Source organism: Halobacterium bonnevillei (assembly GCF_009831555.1).
In the GTDB taxonomy this organism is placed as follows: domain Archaea; phylum Halobacteriota; class Halobacteria; order Halobacteriales; family Halobacteriaceae; genus Halobacterium; species Halobacterium bonnevillei.
In genome coordinates, this window is sequence record NZ_WUUU01000268.1 from 1 (window position 1) to 2,722 (window position 2,722).

Here is a 2,722-nt window from a genome sequence, read left to right on the forward strand (position 1 = left end):
TGGACGACGTCGCCGGCGCGACGTTCCCGCACGTGGAACTCGCCTGCGACCGGCCGGGCGTCGCGCTGCTCGGCGCACAGAAAGCCGGCTGGGAGCTCACCACCGAGGACTACGAGGGGCTCGGCGACGGGCCGGCGCGAGCGCTCGTCGCCCGCGAGGGCGAGTACGGCGCCATCGACTACGTGGACGCCTTCGAGTTCGCGGTGCTCGCGCTGGAGAGCGACGGCCTCCCGACCGAGTCGGCGGCCGAACAGGTCGCGGACCTCGCGGACGTGAACACGGAGAGCGTGTTCCTGCCGACGTACCGCACGGCCAGCGTCGCGGGCAGCGTCACGGCGGCGCCCGGACCGCCGAACTCGCGATGTTCCGGTTGTTCGAACTCGGCTACGACCCGATGGACGTCATCACGGCGTCGGGGAGTGCGCCCGTCCCGCCGGTCGCGGGCGACGAGGAGGCGGCCACTCGGCCGGACCAACGACGCGCTCGCGTACGGCGGCCGCGTCCACCTCACCGTCGCGGAGGACTTCGACGAGTTCGCGGCCGTGCCGTCGTCGGCTGCGGACCGCTACGGCGAGCCGTTCGCAGACATCTTCGCGAACGCGGACTGGGACGCCAGCGCCGTCGACGAGGGCGTCTTCGGGCCCGCACAGGTCACCATCGACGTCACGGGCGGTCCGACGTACGCGCTCGGCGACGTCCACGAGGACCTGCTCGCCGAGGGCTTCGGCGTCGCGTAACCGAGCGACACCGAGGGACGCTGCCGGGCGGGCGTGGTCGCCGGAAGGCGGCGTTTTATCTTCTGCGCGACCAACGGAGCGTCCATGAACGCGCTCTCCGGGCGGTCGGTCGCCGTCGTCGGCGCGGGGTTCGGCGGCCTCTCGACCGCGTGTTACCTCGCGGACGCCGGCGCAGACGTCACCGTCGTGGAGAAGAACGAACAGGTCGGCGGCCGCGCCAGCGCACTCGAGCGCGACGGCTTCACGTTCGACATGGGACCGTCGTGGTATCTGATGCCGGACGTCTTCGAGCGCTTTTTCGCGGACTTCGACCGGACGCCCACGGACTACTACGAACTCGAACAGCTCGACCCCCACTACCGCATCTTCTTCAAGGACAACGCCGGGCGCCGCCCGGGCCGAGACCCGCCGGGGCTGGACGTGAACACGGACGGCGACGTCATCGACGTGACGCCGGACCGCGAGCAGGTCAAACGAATCTTCGACGCGTACGAACCCGGCGCGGGCGAGCAACTCGACGAGTACCTCGCGCAGGCCAGGGAGAACTACGAGGTCGGCATGGAGCACTTCGTCTACGAGGACCGGCCCCGCATTCGCGACTGGCTCGACCCGGACCTCGCCCAGTACGCCCGCGGGCTCACACTGCTGGGGTCGATGCAGGACCACGTCGAGCACTACTTCGACCACCCGAAACTCCAGCAGGTGATGCAGTACACGCTCGTATTCCTCGGCGGGGCGCCGAACACGACCCCGGCGCTCTACAACCTGATGAGTCACGTCGACTTCAACCTCGGCGTCTACTACCCCGAGGGCGGAATGTCCGGGGTCGCCCAGGGGATGGCGGAGCTGGCGGAGGAACTGGGCGTGGAGTTCCGCACAGACCATCCCGTCACGCGGATCCACGGCTTCCGCGGCGGGTTCGAGGTCGAGACCGACGGCGAGACGAACGTGTACGCCGACGAAGTGGTCTCGGACGCCGACTACGCCCACACCGAACAGGAACTCCTACCGCCCGCGAAGCGCCAGTACGACGCCGACTACTGGGAGTCCCGGACGTACGCGCCGTCGGCGTTCCTCCTCTACCTCGGCGTGGAGGGCGACGTCGACCCGCTGGCCCACCACACGCTCGTGCTCCCGAGCGACTGGACCACGCACTTCGACCAGATCTTCGAGACTCCGACGTGGCCCGACGACCCCGCGTACTACCTCTGTGTCGCCTCCGAGACGGACGACTCGGTCGCGCCCGAGGGCCACAGCAATCTGTTTGCGCTCGTCCCAGTCGCACCGGGGCTCGACGACACGCCCGAGGTGCGCGAGGAGTACCGCGACCTCGTACTCGACGACGTCGCCGAGAACACGGGCGTCGACCTCCGCGACCGCATCGTCGTCGAGGAGCGGTTCTCCGTCTCCGAGTTCGCCGAGCGGTACAACAGCTACCGCGGAACGGCACTGGGGCTGGCGCACACGCTCCGACAGACGTCGCTGTTCCGGCCGCCGCACCGCTCGAACGCACTGGACGGCCTCTACTTCACGGGCGCGTACACCACGCCGGGCATCGGCGTGCCGATGTGCCTCATCAGCGGCGAACTGACCGCCGACTACGTCATCGAGGACGCCGGGTAAGCCACAGCCGTGACTGGGCCCCTGCTCCGATACCTCCTCGTGCTGTCGCGGCCGCGCTTCTGGCTGTACCTCGCCGGGCCAGTCCTCGTCGGTGTCGCGTACGGCGCGGCAAGCGTGCCGGAGTTGTTCTCGCTGCCCGCGGTCGGCCTGTTCGCGTACTTCCTCGTGCCCGCGAACGTCTTCCTGTACGGCGTCAACGACGCCTTCGACCGAGAGGTCGACGAGGCGAACCCGAAGAAAGACGACCGGGAAGCACGCTACCGCGGCGGCCCCGCCGTCACTGTTGTCGTCGTGGCTGCTGGCGCCCTCCTCGTCCCCGTCGCCGCGGCGCTCCCCCGGGTCGCGCTCCCCTGGCTGGTGGC

General features: G+C 69.7%; 1 protein-coding gene and 2 pseudogenes. All 3 read left to right on the plus strand.

All coding sequences use genetic code 11. The features are described 5' to 3' along the window. Positions 1–737, plus strand: a pseudogene (locus GRX66_RS18110) (methenyltetrahydromethanopterin cyclohydrolase); the annotation flags it as partial. 84 nt (positions 738–821) lie between these two features. Then, positions 822–2,360: a phytoene desaturase family protein gene (locus GRX66_RS18115; RefSeq protein WP_159527738.1), complete on the plus strand. Its 1,539-nt coding sequence runs from the start codon at positions 822–824 to the stop codon at positions 2,358–2,360. A gap of 9 nt (positions 2,361–2,369) precedes the next feature. Then, positions 2,370–2,722, plus strand: a pseudogene (locus GRX66_RS18120) (prenyltransferase); the annotation flags it as partial.